At 71.5% G+C, this 18,345-nt stretch carries 20 protein-coding genes and 1 riboswitch; of the genes, 11 read left to right on the top strand and 9 right to left on the bottom strand.

All coding sequences use genetic code 11. The features are described from left to right. Nucleotides 1–9 precede the first annotated feature (9 nt). The 4 genes from ACIA8X_RS13650 to ACIA8X_RS13635 form a co-directional block, all read right to left on the bottom strand. Nucleotides 10–1,731 carry an urease subunit alpha gene (locus tag ACIA8X_RS13650; RefSeq protein WP_393446235.1) on the bottom strand — a complete coding sequence of 574 codons (1,722 nt, stop codon included), beginning with the start codon at nucleotides 1,729–1,731 and terminating at the stop codon, nucleotides 10–12. After that, nucleotides 1,724–2,035 carry an urease subunit beta gene (locus ACIA8X_RS13645; protein ID WP_393446237.1) on the bottom strand — a complete coding sequence of 104 codons (312 nt, stop codon included), beginning with the start codon at nucleotides 2,033–2,035 and terminating at the stop codon, nucleotides 1,724–1,726. The genes ACIA8X_RS13650 and ACIA8X_RS13645 overlap by 8 nt, the downstream gene beginning before the upstream one ends. 11 nt (nucleotides 2,036–2,046) lie before the next feature. After that, the gene (locus ACIA8X_RS13640; protein ID WP_010988499.1) at nucleotides 2,047–2,349 is read right to left on the bottom strand and encodes an urease subunit gamma; all 303 of its coding nucleotides are present in this window, start codon (nucleotides 2,347–2,349) and stop codon (nucleotides 2,047–2,049) included. Between the two features lie 134 nt (nucleotides 2,350–2,483). Next, a complete protein-coding gene (locus tag ACIA8X_RS13635) occupies nucleotides 2,484–3,113 on the bottom strand; it encodes a TetR/AcrR family transcriptional regulator (RefSeq protein WP_399458341.1) in 630 nt (209 codons plus the stop codon). A gap of 125 nt (nucleotides 3,114–3,238) precedes the next feature. Between ACIA8X_RS13635 and ACIA8X_RS13630 the strand changes: the two genes are divergently transcribed. Continuing rightward, nucleotides 3,239–4,255 (top strand): ABC transporter permease, encoded by a 1,017-nt coding sequence (locus ACIA8X_RS13630; protein ID WP_399458340.1) that lies wholly within the window; start codon nucleotides 3,239–3,241, stop codon nucleotides 4,253–4,255. A gap of 103 nt (nucleotides 4,256–4,358) precedes the next feature. Here ACIA8X_RS13630 and ACIA8X_RS13625 read toward each other — a convergent pair whose 3' ends face one another. Then, on the bottom strand, nucleotides 4,359–4,637 hold the full coding sequence (locus ACIA8X_RS13625) for a type II toxin-antitoxin system Phd/YefM family antitoxin (protein WP_393446243.1): 279 nt from the start codon (nucleotides 4,635–4,637) through the stop codon (nucleotides 4,359–4,361). 68 nt (nucleotides 4,638–4,705) lie between these two features. Here ACIA8X_RS13625 and ACIA8X_RS13620 point away from each other — a divergent pair, with 68 nt between their 5' ends. The 3 genes from ACIA8X_RS13620 (at nucleotide 4,706) to ACIA8X_RS13610 (ending at nucleotide 6,686) form a co-directional block, all read left to right on the top strand. Next, nucleotides 4,706–5,341: an ATP-dependent Clp protease proteolytic subunit gene (locus ACIA8X_RS13620; protein ID WP_393446245.1), complete on the top strand. Its 636-nt coding sequence runs from the start codon at nucleotides 4,706–4,708 to the stop codon at nucleotides 5,339–5,341. 7 nt (nucleotides 5,342–5,348) lie between these two features. Further along, nucleotides 5,349–5,657, top strand: a complete 309-nt coding sequence (locus ACIA8X_RS13615) for a hypothetical protein (RefSeq protein WP_093904016.1) — start codon at nucleotides 5,349–5,351, stop codon at nucleotides 5,655–5,657. A 342-nt stretch (nucleotides 5,658–5,999) separates the two neighbouring features. Next, nucleotides 6,000–6,209: riboswitch (cyclic di-AMP (ydaO/yuaA leader) on the top strand. Between the two features lie 3 nt (nucleotides 6,210–6,212). Then, complete coding sequence (locus ACIA8X_RS13610; protein ID WP_393446247.1) at nucleotides 6,213–6,686, top strand: C40 family peptidase; 474 nt, start codon at nucleotides 6,213–6,215, stop codon at nucleotides 6,684–6,686. 62 nt (nucleotides 6,687–6,748) lie between these two features. On the opposite strand, the gene ACIA8X_RS13605 is transcribed toward ACIA8X_RS13610, so the two are convergent. After that, the gene (locus ACIA8X_RS13605; RefSeq protein WP_399458339.1) at nucleotides 6,749–7,363 is read right to left on the bottom strand and encodes a LysE family translocator; all 615 of its coding nucleotides are present in this window, start codon (nucleotides 7,361–7,363) and stop codon (nucleotides 6,749–6,751) included. Between the two features lie 130 nt (nucleotides 7,364–7,493). On the opposite strand from ACIA8X_RS13605, the gene ACIA8X_RS13600 reads away from it, so the two are divergent. Continuing rightward, the gene (locus ACIA8X_RS13600) at nucleotides 7,494–8,408 is read left to right on the top strand and encodes a LysR family transcriptional regulator (RefSeq protein WP_399458338.1); all 915 of its coding nucleotides are present in this window, start codon (nucleotides 7,494–7,496) and stop codon (nucleotides 8,406–8,408) included. A gap of 19 nt (nucleotides 8,409–8,427) precedes the next feature. Here the strand turns inward: ACIA8X_RS13600 and ACIA8X_RS13595 are convergent, their stop codons facing one another. Next, nucleotides 8,428–8,880, bottom strand: a complete 453-nt coding sequence (locus ACIA8X_RS13595) for an ATP-binding protein (RefSeq protein ID WP_393446253.1) — start codon at nucleotides 8,878–8,880, stop codon at nucleotides 8,428–8,430. A 212-nt stretch (nucleotides 8,881–9,092) separates the two neighbouring features. Here ACIA8X_RS13595 and ACIA8X_RS13590 point away from each other — a divergent pair, with 212 nt between their 5' ends. Next, nucleotides 9,093–9,971 carry a helix-turn-helix domain-containing protein gene (locus ACIA8X_RS13590; protein WP_399458337.1) on the top strand — a complete coding sequence of 293 codons (879 nt, stop codon included), beginning with the start codon at nucleotides 9,093–9,095 and terminating at the stop codon, nucleotides 9,969–9,971. Between the two features lie 9 nt (nucleotides 9,972–9,980). Beyond that, on the top strand, nucleotides 9,981–10,208 hold the full coding sequence (locus ACIA8X_RS13585) for a DUF397 domain-containing protein (RefSeq protein WP_393446257.1): 228 nt from the start codon (nucleotides 9,981–9,983) through the stop codon (nucleotides 10,206–10,208). Nucleotides 10,209–10,350: 142 nt separating this feature from the next. Here the strand turns inward: ACIA8X_RS13585 and ACIA8X_RS13580 are convergent, their stop codons facing one another. Continuing rightward, the gene (locus tag ACIA8X_RS13580; RefSeq protein ID WP_393446259.1) at nucleotides 10,351–11,478 is read right to left on the bottom strand and encodes an 8-amino-7-oxononanoate synthase; all 1,128 of its coding nucleotides are present in this window, start codon (nucleotides 11,476–11,478) and stop codon (nucleotides 10,351–10,353) included. 146 nt (nucleotides 11,479–11,624) lie between these two features. On the opposite strand from ACIA8X_RS13580, the gene bioB reads away from it, so the two are divergent. From bioB to bioD, 3 genes are read left to right on the top strand one after another with little or no spacing between them, the layout of a single operon-like run. Then, entirely contained in the window at nucleotides 11,625–12,845 is a 1,221-nt protein-coding gene (bioB, locus tag ACIA8X_RS13575; protein ID WP_393446261.1) for a biotin synthase BioB, read from the top strand. Beyond that, on the top strand, nucleotides 12,838–14,136 hold the full coding sequence (locus ACIA8X_RS13570) for an adenosylmethionine--8-amino-7-oxononanoate transaminase (RefSeq protein WP_393446263.1): 1,299 nt from the start codon (nucleotides 12,838–12,840) through the stop codon (nucleotides 14,134–14,136). Before bioB ends, ACIA8X_RS13570 begins: the two co-directional genes overlap by 8 nt. A 1-nt stretch (nucleotide 14,137) precedes the next feature. Next, complete coding sequence (gene bioD, locus ACIA8X_RS13565) at nucleotides 14,138–14,854, top strand: dethiobiotin synthase (protein ID WP_393446265.1); 717 nt, start codon at nucleotides 14,138–14,140, stop codon at nucleotides 14,852–14,854. 142 nt (nucleotides 14,855–14,996) lie between these two features. Here bioD and ACIA8X_RS13560 read toward each other — a convergent pair whose 3' ends face one another. After that, a complete protein-coding gene (locus tag ACIA8X_RS13560) occupies nucleotides 14,997–17,456 on the bottom strand; it encodes a LuxR C-terminal-related transcriptional regulator (protein ID WP_393446431.1) in 2,460 nt (819 codons plus the stop codon). Between the two features lie 118 nt (nucleotides 17,457–17,574). Here ACIA8X_RS13560 and ACIA8X_RS13555 point away from each other — a divergent pair, with 118 nt between their 5' ends. Then, nucleotides 17,575–18,261 carry an esterase/lipase family protein gene (locus ACIA8X_RS13555; RefSeq protein ID WP_393446267.1) on the top strand — a complete coding sequence of 229 codons (687 nt, stop codon included), beginning with the start codon at nucleotides 17,575–17,577 and terminating at the stop codon, nucleotides 18,259–18,261. The last annotated feature ends 84 nt before the right edge of the window (nucleotides 18,262–18,345 follow it).

The raw sequence follows: 18,345 nt of genomic DNA, 5'->3' as shown, positions 1-18,345 counted from the left end.
GCCCCGCCATCAGAACAGGAAGTACCGCTGGGCCATGGGCAGTTCGGCCGCGGGCGTGGCCTCCACCAGCTCCCCGTCGATGTGCACGGCGAAGCTGTCGGGGTCGATCCGCACGTCGGGCCGTACGTCGTTCTCCCGCATGTCGGCCTTGGTGACCGCGCGCGTCGACTCGATGGCCACGAACCGCTTCCCGAGCTGGAGCCGCTCCGGCAGCCCGTCCTCGATGGCGAGCGGTGCCACGAAGTTGACGGAGTTCGAGGCCGGCGCCCGCCCGATCGCACCGAACATCGGCCGGGGCAGGATCGGCTGCGGGGTCGGGATGGACGCGTTGGCGTCGCCCATCTGCGCGTACGCGATCTGCCCGCCCTTGATGACGAGGTGCGGCTTGACGCCGAAGAACGCCGGCTCCCACAGCACCAGGTCGGCGAGCTTGCCGCTCTCCACGGAGCCGATCTCGCGGCCGAGGCCCTGCGCGAGGGCGGGGTTGATCGTGTACTTGGACACGTACCGCCGCACCCGCAGGTTGTCGGCCCGCCCGTCCCCGGGCAGCGCACCGCGCCGCCCCTTCATCACATGGGCGGTCTGCCAGGTCCGCATGATGACCTCGCCGACCCGGCCCATGGCCTGCGCGTCGGACGAGATGATCGAGATCGCGCCCAGGTCGTGCAGTATGTCCTCGGCTCCGATGGTCGACGGCCGGATCCGTGACTCGGCGAAGGCCAGGTCCTCGGGCACGGCCGCGTTGAGGTGGTGGCACACCATCAGCATGTCGAGGTGTTCCTCGGCGGTGTTGACGGTGAACGGCCGGGTCGGGTTGGTCGAGCTGGGCAGCACGTGCGGCTCGGAGACGACGCTCATGATGTCCGGCGCGTGCCCGCCGCCCGCGCCCTCGGTGTGGTACGCGTGGATGCCCCGGCCGGCGATGGCGGCCAGCGTGTCACCGACGAAACCGGCCTCGTTCAGCGTGTCCGTGTGGATGGCGATCTGGATGCCGGTCTGGTCGGCGACGGTCAGCGAGGCGTCGATGACGGCCGGGGTGGAGCCCCAGTCCTCGTGCAGCTTGAGGCCGAGCGCTCCGCCGCGGATCTGGGACAGCATCGCCTCGTGGGAGACGGTGTTGCCCTTGCCCAGCAGACCGAAGTTGATGGGGTACTCCTCCATCGCCTCCAGCATCCGGGCCAGGTGCCAGGGGCCGGGCGTGACGGTGGTCGCCTTCGAGCCCTCGGCGGGTCCGGTGCCGCCGCCGATGAGGGTGGTGACGCCCGAGGCGAGCGCCTCGTCGGCGATCTGCGGGCAGATGAAGTGGACGTGCGCGTCGATGGCGCCGGCCGTGAGGATCCGCCCGTTGCCGGCGATGATCTCGGTCTCGGGGCCGATGACGAGGTCCGGGTGGACCCCGTCCATCGTGTCGGGGTTGCCCGCCTTGCCGATGCCGGTGATCCGGCCGTCGCGGATGCCGACGTCGGCCTTGACGATGCCCCAGTGGTCGATGATCACCACGCCGGTGATCACCGTGTCGGGGGTGCCTTCCGCACGCGTGGCGCGCGACTGGCCCATGGACTCGCGGATGACCTTGCCGCCGCCGAACACGGCCTCGTCGCCGGCGAGCCCGGGTCCGCCGGAACGATCCTCCTCGATCTCGACCAGCAGATCGGTGTCGGCGAGCCGGATGCGGTCACCGGTGGTCGGGCCGAACAGGTCGGCGTACGCGGCGCGGGAGATCTCAGGCATCGAGGGCACCTCCGGTCTCGCCGCGCAGGCCGGGCACCACACGGGCGCCGGTGAGCGGGACGAGTTCGACGTCGACGGGGATCCCGGGCTCGAAGCGCACGGCGGTGCCGGCGGCGATGTTGAGCCGCTTGCCGCGCGCGGCGGCGCGGTCGAAGTCCAGACCGGGGTTGGCCTCGGCGAAGTGGTAGTGGGAGCCGACCTGGACGGGCCGGTCGGCGGCGTTGAGGACGGTCAGCCGGGTGACCTCACGGCCCTCGTTGTAGACGATCGGGCCTGAAGCGAACAGGATCTCTCCGGGAATCACGGCAGCCCCCGTCAGACGATCGGGTCGTGGACGGTGACGAGCTTGGTGCCGTCCGGGAAGGTCGCCTCGACCTGGACGTCGTGGATCATCTCGGGGATGCCCTCCATGACGTCGTCCCGGGTGAGCAGCTTGCGCCCGGAGGACATGAGCTCGGCGACCGTACGGCCGTCCCGGGCGCCCTCAAGGATGTGCGACGTGATGAGGGCGACAGCCTCGGGGTGGTTGAGCTTCAGCCCGCGGGCCCGGCGCTTCTCGGCGACGTCGGCCGCCACATGGATGAGCAACCGCTCTTGCTCGTGCGGGGTCAGTTGCACGTCCCACCTCACATCCTCGCTCCGGACCGTGCGGGGTCCGGTTGCCGCAGTCGCCACCGGGCAAAGTGCCAGGTGGCGTGGATCGGCAGGCTAGTTGGACGGAGTTTCGGGCACGTTAACCGAGCTGTGATCCTCTAGGCGTCCGGCTGCGGGGCCCGCATGCCTGTCAAGGCCCGCAGACCGTCCTGCAGCACCTCGACCGGCGCCCCTCCGAACAGGGCCTGCTGGGCGATGAACCCCTGGACCGTGGCGATCATGGTGCGCGCCACATGGTCCGCCGGGATGTCCGACGGCATCATCCCTGCGTCCTGGTACGCCTCGACGGCCCGCCCCCAGGCCTCCCGCAACGTCGTGTACACCTCCGTCAGAACGGCCGCCAGCTCCTTGTTGCGCACGGTCTCCGCCCAGACCTGCATGATCAGCAACGGGAAGACCGACTCCCCTTCGTCACTGAGGGACGAGTAGACGCGCAGGGTCCGGCTCAGGACCGCTCCCACCAAGAGGTCCGGCGGCGGGGGCGGGCTCTGCCGGACGACATCCTCGAACGAGGCGCGGATCTCGCCGAGCACATCTTTGACGATCGCGGCGATCAGCTCGTCCTTGCCGCTGAAGTAGCGGTACACCGCCCCGGCCGAGAGGTCGACCTCCTTCAGCACGTCCTGCATCGACGTGGCGTGGAAGCCGTTGCGTGCGAAGAGGCGCGCGGCGCCGTCGAGGATCTGCCGGCGGCGGGCGTCGAGGTGTTCCTGGGATACGCGGGCCATGGTTCACAAAGTAAAACGAACATTCCTTCTTGACAAGGACCGACATCGGCAGGACGGTGGGAGCAGAAGTAAAACGAACGATCCTTCTTTTTACGCTAACCCCGAGACCCCCAGAGGGAGACCCCATGTCCACGCCCTCCGCTACACCGCCCAGGAGCGCCGCACCCCGGCGCCTCATCGCGGTCGTCGTCCTCGTCCCCGTGCTCGCCGCGCTCGCCCTGTGGGCCTTCGCCTGGCCGGCCGCCCGCACCGCTCCGCGCGATCTGCCGCTCGGCGTGGCCGGGCCGACCGCCGCCACGGCCCAGGTGGAGCGGCAGCTCGCCCGGCAGGACGGCGCGTTCGAGATCCACCGCTACGCCGACGAGGCCGCCGCCCGGGAGGCCATCGAGGACCGGACCGTATACGGCGCCGTCGTCGTCACACCCCAGGGGCCCGAACTGCTGACCGCCTCGGCCGCGAGCCCGACGGTCGCCCAGCTGCTCCAGCAGGCGGTGGCCCGCCAGGCCGCCGCCGAGGGCACCGAGGTCAGGTCGGTCGATGTGGTGCCCGCACCCGAGACGGACCCGCGCGGCGCGGCCTTCAGCGCGAGCGTCCTGCCACTCGCCCTCGCCGGCATGGCGGCCGGCGCGGCGGTGACCCTGCTCGGCCTGCGCGGCATCCGCGCCGTGAGCGCCCTGGTCGGCGCCGCCGCCCTGATCGGCGTGACCGCGGCCGCCCTCGCGCACAGCTGGCTGGAGGTCCTCACCGGCGACTGGTGGGCGGAGGCGGGGGTGCTCGCCCTGTCGACGCTGGCCGTCAGCGCAGCCGTCGCGGGACTCGCCGCACTGATCGGCGCCGCGGGCATCGGCATCGTGTCGTTCGTGGTGATGTTCCTCGGCAACCCGTTCTCCGGGGCGTCCTCGGCCCCGCAGATGCTGCCCGAGCCGGTCGGCACGATCGGTCAGTGGCTGCCGCCGGGCGCGGGCGCGAGCCTGCTGCGCTCGGTGTCGTTCTTCGACGGCGCCGCGGCGACCGGCCCCGCCCTGACGCTGACCTGGTGGGCGGCGCTGGGCCTGGGCGCCGTGCTGCTGGGGAGCGCCATGAAGTCCCGGATGTCGGGCACCGAGCCCGCGATCGAGAGGGAACTCACCCCCGTCGGTTGACCGGCGCCCGGCCGCACCGAACCGACCGTGCACCCCCGCTGTAGCGGACGGGGGTGCACGGTCCTGTCGTTTCGGCCTGTTCCTACGGACCCGGGAGCCGGGTCTACGACGGGGTCGACCCCCGATGCTCGGCCGCGATGCCGAACCGCTGCCGTTCGCGGGGAGCGGAAGCGACCCCGCGGACGCTGGAGACCGCGCTGATCACCTGTTCCTCGGCGGGTGCGTCGAGGGCGTCGAGTCGCTCCAGGTCAGCTGCGGAGACAAGGGCGACAAGGGGCTTTCCGTGGCGCGTCACGACGACGCGCTCACCGCCGTACACCACTCGGTTGATGAGGTCGGCGAGCTCAGCCCTGGCTTGCGTCACCGGAATCTCGTAGGCCATGCTCCCCACATTACTGGACGTACGTCCTGTACATTTTTTACAGGCGCCCCGGCCAAGGGAGGCGAGCCATGACCCGACCAACCGCCCGCTATGTGCTGCCCGAGTTCACCGAGCGCACGAGTTACGGCACCAAGACGCAGGACCCGTACTCGAAGCTGCTGGAGGAGCGGATCGTCTTTCTCGGCACGCCGATCGACGACACCTCCGCGAACGACGTGATGGCCCAGTTCATGTACCTGGAGCACAGGGACCCCGACCGGGACATCTCGCTGTACGTCAATTCGCCCGGCGGCTCGTTCAGCGCCATGTCGGCGGTCTACGACACGATGCAGTACGTCACCTGTGACGTGGAGACGATCTGCCTGGGCCAGGCCGGCTCGGCCGCCGCGGTGCTGCTCGCGTCGGGCACCCCGGGCAAGCGGTTCGCGCTGCCGGGGGCCCGGGTGGTGATCCATCAGCCGTCGCTGCCCGAGCCGGTCGAGGGCCAGGCGAGTGATCTGGCCATCCAGGCCGACGAACTGACGCGTATTCGGACCCGTCTGGAGGAGCTGCTCGCCCGGCACACCGGGCGCAGCCGTGAGCAGGTGAGCCGGGACATCGAGCGGGACAAGATCCTGGGCGCCCAGGAGGCGCTGGAGTACGGGCTGGTGGACCGGATCATCCCCAGCCGCAAGGCCACCCTCGCCCCGCCCACGGGGAGGTGATCGGCCGGTGCTCCCACCCGAGTTGCCGCCGCTGCCCGCGCTGACCCGCGCGGAGGGTGAGTTGATCGACCGTTATCTCGACGTGGTCGACCTGCTCGGCCGGATCAACCCGGCCCAGTACGGCGACACCTACCGCGGACTGCGCGCCGCCCAGGCGCTGGTCAGCAAGGCGGCCGAGCTCCGGGACGCGCTGGCGCTGATGCATCAGCGGGGCGAGACGGAGCTGCACGCTCCCACGCTGGCGCGTGCGCTGCGCGTGCTGGACGGAGAGCGCCGCACGGCTCGTGTCACGGTGCCACCGCGCTCCGACAGTTGACGACCCGGTGCAGACCGATTCCGGACGCCTCGACGCTTCGACGAGGCGTCCGGATCGGCGGTGAAACGGACCAAACGGCGTACCCCCGTTCGGCGTAGCCGCGTCTCCTTTTGCGCACCCGTCGAGGTTGCGCAAGAGGCATCGACGCAAGGCGGAATTGGGTGTTACGCCGCTGGTCCGGGGCTCCTTGGGTATCTGGACACCTGCCCGGACACGAGGGCGTCCACCCGAACGGGTGAGTGGTGAGTAACCCCACAAATCCCCGATTCCGTTGGGTATTTCGCTCATCCGTGCGTCAAGATCCCTGACTGACGACAAGCCCCCGCCGCAGCGGTGGGGCGGTCCGGGCGGACGCCGAGTCCTGCCGCCGCCCGGATGACCGGTCGACAGGAGTGGATCGGCAGGAGTGGAGGACCCGAGCAAGACGGGTCGCCGGAGCGGACGTTCGTTCGAGCCGAGCAACCCTTGGGGTGAAGCCGTGCAACGCGGCCGGGCAACTTCGCCAGCCCGAATCCGACAGGTCATCCTTCACAGGCGGCTGACGAAGGGTTGCGCATGACTGCGCTCAATCGTGTCCCGTCGCTCATGGTCCGGGCCGGTACGGCCTCGGCCCTCACCCTTGCCGCAGTGGGCGGCACGGTCGTAGCCCCCGGCTTCGCCTCCGAGGCAGAAGCCGCGACGCCGGCGACGAAGGCACTTCAGATCGCGGCCTCGAAGAAGGGCTCCCCGTACAAGTGGGGCGCCGCCGGGCCGCACCGGTTCGACTGCTCCGGGCTCACGCTGTACTCGTTCAAGAAGGCGGGCAAGAAGCTGCCTCGTACGGCGGCCCAGCAGTACAACAAGACCCGCCACATCTCCGCCACGAACCGCAAGGCCGGAGACCTGGTGTTCTTCCACTCGGGGTCGAACGTCTACCACGTCGGCATCTACGCCGGGAAGGGAAAGATCTGGCACTCCCCCAAAAGCGGGGACGTCGTGCGGCTGCAGAAGATCTGGACCAGGAGCGTCTGGTACGGCCGGGTCAAGTGACCCTCCCGGGGGCGGCGACGGCGTCCTGACACGTCGTCACCGCCCCCGGGGCCACAGCCCCCTCAGAGGGCCGACAGCGGCCCGGCGAGGAGCGCCACACCGAAGGCCGTCAGCGCGGCGCCGGTGACGAGCGTGACCGCCCGGGCGGCCCGCGGCCTGCGCAGCCACCTGCCGAGCCGGTCCACCAGCAGGGCGACGACCTGGAACCACACCATCGCGATCGCCAGGACGATCAGGGCGAGCAGCAGCGTCCGGGGCAGCGCCGGAGCGCCCGCGGGAACGAACTGCGGCAGCACGCTGAGGAAGGTGAGGGACGCCTTCGGGTTGAGGGCGTTGGTCACGAAGCCCTGCCGCAGCGGTCGCGCGGTGGAGTCCTCGGGTGGGTCGGCCACGTCGGTGTGCCGCTGCCGCAGCGTCTGGACGCCCAGGTACAGCACATAGACGCCGCCCACCACCTGGAGCGCCCGGAACAGCGCCGGCACCGCGGCCAGCACCGCGGCGACGCCCACCACCGCCAGCGTCACATGGACCAGCAGCCCGGCGCCGATGCCGAGCGCGCAGGCGATGCCCGCCCGGCGGGAGACGAGGGCGTTGCGTACGACGACGGTGAAATCCGCCCCGGGCATGGCGACCAGGCCGGCCGAGACCCCGGTGAAGGCGATGAGCTGAGCGTCCATGCCGCCAGCGTGCCCTGCGGAAGCCTTCAGCAGGTATTTCGAATATGCTGGAGAACCCTAAAGCATTGCTTAAGCCAGTACTGGTCAAGGCAGTACAGGTCAGGGCAGGCAAGGGCAGACAGGAGCCGGCATGTACGACCCGACCCGCCTCGCCGCCCTGGTGGCGGTAGCGGAGGCGGGTTCGATCACCCGGGCCGCCGAGCGACTCGGCTACACCACGCCCGCGCTCTCCCAGCAGCTCGCCAAGCTGGAGCGCGAGGCGGGCACCGCGCTGCTGGTACGGCACCACCGAGGGGCCCGGCTGACAGGTGCGGGCGAGCTGCTGGTGGCCCGGGCGCGGCGGGTGCTCGACGAGCTGGAGCAGGCCCGGCACGAACTGGCCCGGCTCACCGGCCTGTCGGGCGGGACCCTCCGGCTTGGCACCTTCCAGACCGCCGGCATCCATCTGCTGCCGCCGGCCCTCAGCGCCTTCCGCCGGGCGCATCCGGAGGTGGAACTGACCGTCGCCGACTACGAACCGTCGGCCGGTGTCACCGCCGTAGCGGCCGGCGAGGTCGACCTGGCGCTGACCCACGCCTATGAGCCCGGCGCCCCGATCCCGATCCCGTCCTCGGTCACCATCGAGCCGATCCTCGTCGAGGAGCTGGTCCTGGTGTCCGCTCCGGGCCACGCCCTCACCAGCGGGACCGCACGACTGCCGCTGGCCGAGCTCGCCGGTCAGCCCCTGATCAGCATGGCGCCGGACTCTCCGGCCCGGCGAGACGTCGAGGCACTGCTGACCCGGGCCGGGGCCACGCCCTCGGTACGCGTCCCGACGCCCGGGTACCTCCTGGTGTGCGCGCTGGCGAGCGCGGGACTCGGGGTCGCGGTCGTACCGGAAATGGTGGCCCGCACGTCGGTCACCCCGGTCGGGGTCCGCGCACTGGAGGGCGGAGCCCTGCACCGCACCATCTCGGTCGCCTACCGCACCGAGGAGACGACTCCCGCGGCGGACGCCTTCCGAGCACTGTTGCGCGGCACCTTCGGCCGGGCAAGCCAGCCTTGAGCGGCCTTGGCGAAGAGCGCTACGACTGGCCCGCAGCCGTCACCGACTCCGCCGGAACCGTCCACGGCAGCTCGATGGAGACGGTCTTGCCACCCTCCCGCGTGGGCCGCACTCTCAGCTTGCCGCCGCACTCCGCGGTCAGCCAGCGGATGATGACCAGACCGCGTCCGTTGTCCTGCTGGACGGCGGCCGGCAGTCGCTTGGGGAACCTCGGATGGCTGTCGGTCACCCCGATGCGCAGGTGTTCGTCACGGTCGAGCTCGATGTCCACCCGGAAGGTGGGTGACTGGCCCAGGGTGTGCTGTACGGCGTTGGTGGTGAGTTCGGAGACGATCAGCCGGATGGTCTCGGCCGCTTCGGTCTCCGGTGGCAGTCCCCACTCCGCGAGGGTGGAGACCACGTAGCCCCGGGCCGCGGAGACCGAGGCGGGATCGCTCGGCAGAGTGACGGATGCTTCCAGGTGATCTGCCATGGCGACGTCGTCCCTTTCCCAACGGGACCGCAGTCCGCACGGAGCGGATGGTTCGAGTACGGTCCCGGATTGGTGCTTCGCCGCCAGACTGCCATTACCAGGGCCGTCAGGGTGCCGATCCACCAAGATATGCATATATCTGTCGCTCGAAGCGGTGAACTCTGCGACGGCAGAGCGTATTTGGGCGGCTCGGTTGGAGTAAGGAGTTGCCCATGCAGCACGGTCCCGCGGTGCGCCGCCGGAAACTGGGCGCGGAACTGCGTGCGTTGCGCACCGGGGCCGGGCTCACCAGTGGTGAGGCGGCCCGGCTCGTGGGCTGGCACCAGTCCAAGGTGAGCCGGATCGAAACCGGCGCCAGCGGGGTGAAACCGGCCGATGTGCGGATACTGCTCGACGTCTACGGCGTCCGGGACACCCAACTACGTGAGTTGTTGCTGGCGTTGGCGGGCTCCGACGAGACAGGCGGCCGGCATCACTGGTGGCACGCGTACCGCGGAGTGCTGCCGCCGACGTACCGGGACTTCATCAGCCTGGAGTCCCAGGCGAGCGCGATGCGCACACTGGAGACCTCCGTGGTGCCCGGGCTGCTGCAGACGCCCGAGTACGCCCGCGCGGTGACCCGGGCCGCGGTGAGCGGGCTCGCCGACGAACCCGGCGCCGCCGACGAACGGCTCGACGCGCTGGTCGCGGTCCGTCTGGCCAGGCAGGACGTGCTGCATGGCGATCCGCCGCTGCAGCTGAGCGCGGTGCTCGACGAGGCGGTGCTGCGCCGGGAGATCGGCGGGCCCGAGGTGATGTCGGGGCAGCTGAGGCGGCTGATGGAGGCGGGGCGACTGCCCCAAGTCAGGTTGCAGGTCCTGCCGTTCAACGCCGGTGAACATATCGGCATCACCGGGCCTTTCGTTATCTTCTCATTTTCGAACACTTCTGATCTGGATGTGGTTGTTCTCGACCACTTGACGAGTAGCCTCTACCTCGAACGGAAAGAAGACCTCCAGGCCTACACGGAGGCCTTCAACACCCTTCGGATCCACGCCCTTTCGCCCGAGGAATCGCTGGATTACATCGCCGCGCTAGCCGGCGGCGCGTAAGGAGGCACCATGACCGCAATGCCTCGGAACGTACTCTCAAGTGCCGATCTGCTCGGTGTGCGATGGCTGCGCAGCAGCTACAGCACGGGAGCGAACAACTGCGTCGAGACGGCACGGACGCACTCCGGTCCATGGATCGGACTGCTCGCCGTGCGCGACTCCAAGGACCCGGCCGGACCCGCGCTGCTCTTCTCCCCCGAGAGCTGGGCGGACTTCACGGCCACGTTCCAGTCCTGACAGCTCTGACAGTCCGGATAGCCCGGATGGTCCGGACACTCGTGGACTGTCCTGACAGCACCGACAGGCCCGAGTTCTGATCAGTCCCGACCGGATCTGATCGGCTTCGCCTGATGCGACGGCACGGCCGTGCCACGCCGACTCATGGTCGTGCCTCGCGGATCACCCGTACAGCGCGTTCGATCTGCCCTTCGGTGAGGTCCGCGCGGGCGGTCAGCCTCAGCCGTGAGATGCCGTCGGGGACGGAAGGAGGACGGAAGCAGCCCACGGCGAGGCCCGCCGCCCGGCAGTCGGCCGCCCAGCGCACGGCCCCCTCCGGGGACGGCGCGCGCACGGAGACGACCGCGGCGTCCGGACGTACCGCTTCCAGGCCCGCGGCCGTCAGGCGTGCGTGGAGTTCGCGTGCCACCGCGCGCGCCCGCGCCGCCCGCTCCGGCTCACGGCGCAGCAGTGTCAGTGCCGCGAGCGCCGCGCCCGTCGCCGCGGGGGCCAGGCCCGTGTCGAAGATGAACGTGCGGGCCGCGTTGACCAGATGCTCGATCACCCGGGCGGGGCCGAGGACGGCGCCGCCCTGGCTGCCCAGCGACTTGGACAGCGTGACCGTCACGACGACGTCGTCGGCGCCCGCGAGGCCCGCCGCGTGCGGGGCGCCGCGACCGCCGTCGCCCAGCACGCCGAGTCCATGCGCGTCGTCGACGACCAGCCCGGCCCCGTGTTCCCGGCACGCCTGTGCCAACCCGGCCAGCGGGGCGGCGTCGCCGTCGACCGAGAAGACGGTGTCGGACACGACGACGGCGGGACCATCGTGCGTCTGGAGCGCCTTGCGGACGGCGTCCGGTTCGGCGTGCGCGACGACCTGGGTCGTGCCACGGGCCAGTCGGCAGCCGTCGATCAGCGAGGCGTGGTTGCCCGCGTCCGACACGATCAGCGAGCCGTGCGGTGCCAGCGCGGTGACCGCAGCGAGGTTGGCCGCGTAGCCGGAGGAGAAGACCAGCGCCGCCTCGAAGCCGCAGAAGTCGGCCAGCTCGCGCTCCAGCTCGGCGTGCAGCTCAGTGGTGCCGGTGACGAGCCGCGAGCCGGTCGCGCCGCCGCCCCAGGTCCCCGCCGCCCGCGCCGCGCCCCCGGTGACCTCGGGATGGCGGGCAAGGCCCAGGTAGTCGTTGCTCGCGAGGTCGAGGAGCGGCGAGTCGGCGGGGCGGGGGCGCAGGGTCCGTACGAGTCCGGCGCTGCGGCGCAGCTCCGCCTGCTCGTCGATCCAGCCGAACGCCATGGCTCCTCCGGGCTTTTGTAGGCAGTGCACAGACACTAGTCGTACGTTCCGCCACCCACGGTGTGGCAATACCCACACATCGAAGTGACAGGGTTGTGCGAACTCTCCTTGGCTCGGAGCCGCCTCGTACGTCAGGATCAGCTCCCATGGACCTGCTGAACACGCTGGTGGACAAGGGGCTTCGGCGCGAGCTGCCGACCCGCGAGGAAGCCTTGGCCGTCCTCGCCACTTCCGACGACGACCTGCTCGATGTGGTGGCCGCGGCCGGCAAGGTGCGCCGTCACTGGTTCGGCCGACGGGTGAAACTCAACTATCTGGTCAACCTGAAGTCGGGCCTGTGCCCTGAGGACTGCTCCTACTGCTCGCAGCGGCTCGGCTCCAAGACCGGCATCCTGAAGTACACCTGGCTCAAGCCCGACGAGGCCTCCCAGGCCGCGGCCGCCGGTTTGGCGGGTGGCGCCAAGCGGGTCTGTCTGGTGGCGTCCGGGCGTGGCCCGACCGACCGTGACGTGGACCGGGTCTCCGACACCATCAAGGCGATCAAGGACCAGAACGAGGGCGTCGAGGTGTGCGCCTGTCTCGGTCTGCTCTCCGACGGTCAGGCGGAGCGGCTGCGCGAGGCCGGCGCGGACGCGTACAACCACAACCTCAACACGTCCGAGGGGACGTACGGGGACATCACGACCACGCACACCTACGCCGACCGCGTCGACACCGTACAGAAGGCGCACGGGGCCGGGCTGTCCGCGTGCTCCGGCCTCATCGCGGGCATGGGCGAGAGCGACGAGGACCTGGTCGACGTCGTCTACTCGCTGCGCGAGCTGGACCCGGACTCGGTGCCGGTCAACTTCCTGATCCCGGTCGAGGGCACCCCCCTGGCCAAGGAGTGGAACCTCACCCCGCAGCGGTGCCTCAGGATCCTGGCGATGGTGCGGTTCGTCTGTCCGGACGTGGAGGTGCGGATCGCCGGTGGCCGGGAGGTCCATCTGCGCACCATGCAGCCTCTCGCCCTGAACCTGGCCAACTCGATCTTCCTCGGCGACTACCTCACGACCGAGGGCCAGGCGGGCAAGGCCGACCTGGAGATGATCGCGGACGCCGGGTTCGAGGTGGAGGGCACGGGCCAGGTGACGCTGCCGGAGCACCGGGCGACGGCCGGGGGCGGCTGCGGCTCGCACGAGAGCGCGGGCTGCGGCTCGCACGAGGGCGGCGGTTGCGGTTCGCACGAGGAGAGCGCCGGCTGCGGGTCGCACGCGGGTGGCGGTGTGTGCGGTACGGCCGCCGCCGCGCCGGCCAACGAGGCGCGCACCGACCTGGTCGCCGTACGCCGTCGAGGCGCCGGAACGGACCTCGCGCCCAATGCCTGACGTGCCCGGTCCGACCGATCTGACCGTGCCGGAGTTGCTGGAGCTCGACCGGCGGCACGTCTGGCATCCGTACGGCCCCATGCCCGGACGTGTCGAACCGCTCGTCGTGGAGTCGGCGAGCGGGGTGCGGCTGAAGATGGCGGACGGCTCGGGCGAACTGGTCGACGGGATGTCGTCCTGGTGGTCGGCGATCCACGGCTACAACCACCCGGTGCTCAACGAGGCCGCGCACGAGCAGCTGTCGCGCATGAGCCATGTGATGTTCGGCGGGCTCACCCACGAGCCCGCCGTACGCCTGACGAAGCTCCTTGTCGACATGTCGCCCGACGGTCTTGAGCATGTCTTCCTCGCCGACTCCGGGTCGGTGTCGGTCGAGGTCGCGGTCAAGATGTGCCTGCAGTACTGGCGTTCGCTGGGCCGCCCCGGCAAGCAGCGGCTGCTGACCTGGCGCGGCGGCTACCACGGTGACACCTGGCAGCCGATGTCGGTGTGCGACCCCGAGGGCGGGATGCACGAGCTGTGGACCGGGGTGCTCCAGCGCCAGGTGTTCGCGGACCCGCCACCCGCCGAGTACGAGGAGTCGTACGCCGACCGGCTGCGGTCGCTGATCGAGCGGCACGCACACGAACTCGCGGCGGTGATCGTCGAGCCGGTCGTGCAGGGCGCGGGCGGGATGCGGTTCCACTCCCCCGCGTATCTGCGGGTGCTGCGGGAGGCGTGCGACGCGCACGACGTGCTGCTGGTGTTCGACGAGATCGCGACCGGGTTCGGGCGCACGGGCGCGCTGTTCGCGGCCGATCACGCGGCGGTGACGCCGGACGTGATGTGCGTGGGCAAGGCGCTGACCGGCGGCTATATGACGATGGCGGCGACGCTGTGCACGTCCCGCGTGGCCGACGGGATCTCGCGGGGCGAGGTGCCGGTGCTCGCTCACGGCCCGACCTTCATGGGCAATCCGCTGGCGGCCGCGGTCGCCTGCGCCTCGATCGAGCTGCTGCTCGGCCAGGACTGGCAGGCCGAGGTCAAGCGGATCGAGGCGGGGTTGTGGGAGGGGCTGGGGCCTGCGATGGACATTCCAGGTGTGCAGGACGTACGCGTCCTGGGCGCCATCGGGGTCGTCCAACTCGACCACGCCGTGGACATGCGGGCGGCGACGGAGGCCGCCGTGCGCGAGGGCGTGTGGCTGCGGCCGTTCCGCGACCTCGTCTACACGATGCCGCCGTACGTCACGGGTGACGCGGACGTGGCACGGATCGCCCGCGCGGTGTGCGCGGCTGCGAGGGAGGGCTGACATGCCGGTACTGGTGATCACGGGCACGGGCACGGAGGTCGGCAAGACGGTCACGACCGCCGCGGTCGCCGCGGCGGCGGTGGGCGCCGGCCGCTCGGTGGCGGTGCTGAAGGCCGCGCAGACGGGCGTACGGCCGGACGAGCGCGGGGACGCGGACGAGGTGGCGCGGCTCGCGGGCGCGGTGACCACGGCCGAACTCGCCCGCTATCCCGACCCGTTGGCCCCGGCGACGGCCGCGCGCCGGGCCGGACGCACTCCGGTCCGGACGCACGAGATCGCCGAGGCCGCCGCCAAGCTGGCCACCGACCACGACCTGGTGCTGGTGGAGGGAGCGGGCGGGCTGCTCGTCCGCTTCGACGAGTCGGGCGGCACGCTGGCGGACGCGGCGGAACTGATGGCGGCGCCGGTGCTGGTGGTGGCGTCGGCGGGTCTGGGCACGCTGAACACCACGGAGCTGACGGCGCGTGAACTGCGCGCTCGGCGGCTGGACTTGCTGGGCGTGGTGATCGGCAGCTGGCCCGAGGCCCCGGATCTGGCGTCGCGCTGCAATGTCGCCGATCTACCGGACGTGGCGGGGGCGCCGCTGCTGGGTGCGGTGCCGGCGGGGACCGGGGCGCTGGCACCCGCCGACTTCCGTGCCGCGGCGCCGGGTTGGCTGGCGCCGCGGCTGTTCGGGACGTGGGACGCGGAGGGGTTCCGGGGGCGGGAGGCGCCCTGACGGGGCCTGGATGTCTGACCCTCATGTCAGTCTCTGATCATTCGGAAAACTGGGACGAGACGGACAGCTGGTTCGCGGGTCGGATGACGCGGGAGATCTGGGCCTGCCCGCGGAAGCTTGCAGGGTTCGCGCGCGACTTCTCCTAGGGCCGGACGGCTTCGTTCCCGTCGCTTTCGGCGATGAGCCGCACCAGTTCGATGCGGGAGCGGATGCCCAGGCGGGTGAAGACGCCTCGCAGGTGATGGTCGATGGTGCGCGGGCTGAGGGCGAGTCGGGCGGCGATCTCGCGGTTCGTGGCTCCGTCGGCCGCCATCCGGGCGACCAGGAGCTGCTGGGCCGTGAGGCGGGTGGTGAGGGTGTCGGGGCCGGGCTGTGCGGGGACGGCCGGGGTGCCCAGTGCGCGGAGTTCGGTGCGGGCCTGGTCCGCGCAGTGCGGGGCGCCGAAGGAGTCGAAGGCCTCCAGGGCGCTGTGCAGACGGTCGCGTGCCTCCGTGCGGTGGCGCAGTCGGCGCAGGGCACTGCCGAACAGCAGCTCCGTGCGGGCGCGTTCGAAATCGCGGGTGCCGTGGGAGTGCAGGTCGAGTGCCGTGCGGTAGTGCTCGACGGCTTCCTCCCCGGGGGCGAGCAGGGCGCGGCAGCGGGCGCTGAGGGCCAGGTCGTCGGGGCTGCGGACCGTGCTCGCCCAGCGGTGGTAGTCGGCGTGCGCGACTCGGGCGACCCGCGTGTCCCCCGTGCGGACGGCGGCCTCCACGTAGTGCGGGGTGGCCAGGTGACGGATGGCCCGATGGCCGTGGCCGGGGCCGAAACCGGCGAGAGCGCGCAGTCGCGCTGCCGCGGCGGCGAATCGGCCGCTGCTCAGGTCGAGGTAGGCGAGCGCCCACTGGGCGAGGGCGGCGGGCAGGCCAAGGCCGTGGGTGAGGGCGTACGACCGTGCGGTCGCGGCGCGTTCGCGGCAGACGTCGGCGTCTGCGGTGAGCGCCGCGAACATGGCGAGGGCGGCCTGCAGATGACAGGCGCCGTTGTCCTGCCCGGTGGCGTGGGCCTGCCACAGCGCGTCGGCCGCGGCGGCCTCGCCGGCCCGGGGGCGCCCGGTCCAGAAATCGGCGTACGCGCGGAACTCCATGGCCTGTGGCACGGTCACCGGCGTGCCGAGCGCCCTGGCGGAGGCAGCCGCGCGGACGGTCGCGGTGGCCGCGCGCGTGTGGTCGCCGAGGAGCAGCGCGGCGATTCCGGCGTGGATCAGGACGGTGGGGTCACCACCGGGCCCACATCGCCCGGCCGCCGCCTTCAGCAGGTCGCGCGCATCCTCGTACCGCCCGTCGAAGGCGGCCACGAGCCCGGTCAACGTGCCGGGCGCCACCAGCCCGAGCCGATCGGCGACCCGGACGGCCTCGCGCAGACGGCGCACGTCTCCGGTGTATATGGCGGCTTCGGTGGCCCGGGCGAGGAGGTGGACGGCCGGGGTGGGGCCGGTGCCCACGACGGTGGCTGCCGCGGCGGAAGCGGGGGAGGCCCCGCCGGCAGAACCCACCGACCACCCACCACCCTCGCCACCGACAACCGCCGAGCCGACGACATCGGCAGCATCGGAGATCGGAGCGGCTGCCCCCGAGGGCGCCACCAAGCCGCCCGCCTGCGCCGCGGCCTCCGCCGCACCCGCCCGCGCCACGAGCCCCGCCCCACCCACCGGCGCCACGGCCTCCACCCCACCCCTCGGCGCCAAGGCGTCGGCCCCCGCCCGCGCCACCCCCATCAGCAACGCGTCGAACGCCTCCGTCGCGTTCCCCGCCCGGAGGGCCAGCACCCCGGTCAACGCGTCGTCGGAGGTGGCCGCCGCCAGTCTGCGTGCCCGGTCGCCGTCGCCCGACCGCCAGGCGTACGCGGCGGCCCGGGTCAGCAGGCGGGACTGCTCGGACGGGTCGGGGCACAGCGCGGCGGCACGCTCGGCCAGCGCCCGTGCCACCGATACTCGCCCCGCCTTCCCCGCCCGGCCCGCGGCGGCGCCCAGTTCCGCTGCCAGGCGTGCGCTGGGGCCGAGCGCTCCCGCGCCCCGGTGCCAGGAACGCCACGGTGTCTCGCCCGCGCCGCCCAGCACGCGGGCCAGCAGGCGGTGGACGTCACGGCGGTCGGCCGGGGAGCCGGTCTCGTACACGGCGATCCGGGTCCACGCGTCGCGGAACACCACCCCGCCCGCTCCCGCATGCGCGATCCCGGCCGCCTCGGCGGCGTCCAGGAGCCGGGTGTCGAGGCGGGCGGCCATGACGGCGCGCAGGAAGGCGTCGGTGGGGACGGGGTACTGGTCGGCCGCGGCGAGGAGCAGGAGGAGCCGGGTGTCGTCCGGCAACGCCCTGATCTCCGCCCGGTGTTCACGCAGCAGGGACGGGGCCAGCTCGGCCGGTGCCGTGGGGAGTGGGTCGATGCCCGTCGCCTGGCGGTCGGTCAGGCGCGGGACCAGTTCGGCGGCGGCGCGCGGATCGCCGTACACGGCACGCAGCACGCGTACGCGGACGCCCTCGGGCAGTGCCGAGGCCGGCTGTCGCCACGCGTCCGCGTGCGGCGGTGGCGAAGTGCGGTCGAGAGGTGGGGGGTTCACCGGAGTCACCACACAAGTGACGTTACTGGCGAGTTAATTGAATCGTAAAGACCGGCGATTTCGCCGATGCGGCGCGCGTAGACCCGGCTCGACACTCCTGACAACCCCACACGTTTCAGGAGGCATCATGCAGCGCACCACGCGTCGCATCGCCACGGCAGTCTCGGCCCTGGCGACCTCGCTCCTTCTGTCACTGTCCCTCTCCCCCACACCCGCGCACGCCGCGACCCACGACCCCGTGGTGTTCGTGCACGGCCTCAGCAGCTCGGCGAGCAGCTGGGACGACTGGGTCGGCTACTTCGAGGCCGACGGCTACAGCGCCTCCGAGCTGGACGCCTTCTCGTACGACTGGGCCCAGTCGAACGCCACCACCGCCCAGCAGCTCGCGACCGAGATCAGAAACGTGCTCGCCAGGACCGGCGCCTCGAAGGTCGACGTCGTCGTCCACTCCATGGGCGCGCTCAGCTCCCGCTACTACCTCAAGAACCTCGGCGGGACGTCGTACGTCGACGACTTCGTCTCCACGGCCGGCGTGAACCACGGCACGTCCACCGCCTCGTGGTGCGCGTGGCTGTACGCCTCCTGCGCGGAGATGAACACCGGCAGCTCGTTCCTGAGCTCCCTGAACTCCGGCGACGAGACCCCGGGCAGCGTGTCGTACGCCAGCTACTGGTCGAACTGCGACGACGCGCTCACGCCCGACACCACGGCGATCCTCAGCGGCGCGACGAACGTCGAGGTCGGCTGCGTCTCGCACACCGACATGAACAACGACCAGGGCGTGTACGAGCAGGTGCGGGACTTCATCGGCTGAGGCCGTCACAGCGACAGCGGGGGTGCGCCGGTCCCGTACGGGGGACAATCGGGAGTGAGTCCCGTCCCGTTCCGTTACGTCCGG

Origin of the sequence: Streptomyces sp. NPDC051738, from assembly GCF_044453205.1 — a bacterium.
Lineage (GTDB): Bacteria > Actinomycetota > Actinomycetes > Streptomycetales > Streptomycetaceae > Streptomyces.
This window is presented reverse-complemented; position numbering and strand designations above follow the sequence as displayed.